Origin of the sequence: Limnohabitans sp. Jir72, from assembly GCF_003063575.1 — a bacterium.
In the GTDB taxonomy this organism is placed as follows: Bacteria; Pseudomonadota; Gammaproteobacteria; order Burkholderiales; family Burkholderiaceae_C; genus Limnohabitans_A.
Window position 1 is genome coordinate 1 of the sequence record NZ_NESC01000041.1, and the last position, 755, is coordinate 755.

The following is a 755-nucleotide window of genomic DNA, read 5'->3' on the forward strand; positions in this document are numbered from 1 at the left end:
CCGTTGGGGGCTGTGATGTCGGCGTTGCTGAAGTCTTTGACTTTCTCGCTGAAGGTGATGGTGACCGTGGCGCTCTCGCCTGCTTTGAGGGCGTTGTCGCTCAAAGCGATGGTGGCGGTGGGGGCCTTCAAATCGATGGCGTAGTTGCCGCTTGCGGTGCTGGCACCTTGGTTGCCCGCCACGTCGGTGTAGCTGTTGGCCACGCTCATCAGGTTGCTGGCGTCGGCCGTGCCTGCGGTGGGCGTGAAGGTGCCCGTCCAGGTTTTGCCGCCGTCGGTGGTGGCCAGGGTGCTGAGCGTGCCGTTTTCTACAGCAACGTCGCTGTTGTCAAAGCCGGTGACTTTCTCACTGAAGCTGATCGTCACTTGGGCGGTCTCGCCGGCAGTCAAGGCGTTGTCGCTGATGCTGATGCTGGCGGTGGGGCCTTGGGTGTCGACGGCGTAGGTGGCGCTGGAGGCTGCGCTGCCTGCGTTGGAGGCGAGATCGCTGTAGGCACCGGGGTTGACGCTGATGCTGTTGGCGGCGACTTCGACGTTGGCGCTCGGCGTGAAGGTCGCGGTCCAGGTGGTGCCGCCGTCGGTGCTGGCCAGGGTGCTGAGCGTGCCGCTGGGCGCGGTGACGTCGGCGTTGCTGAAGTCTTTGACCGCTTCGCTGAAGGTGATGGTGACTTTGGCGCTTTGACCGGCTGTCAGGCTGGTGATGGCCGTATTGGTGTTGTCCGTGAGGGTGACGCTGGCCGTGGGGGCCTTGGTGTC

1 protein-coding gene is annotated in these 755 nt (G+C 64.4%); it reads right to left on the reverse strand.

The annotated features are described in order from the left end of the window. Positions 1-755: Ig-like domain-containing protein (locus B9Z52_RS17940; RefSeq protein WP_233252017.1), on the reverse strand; the 755-nt coding region annotated here is incomplete at both ends.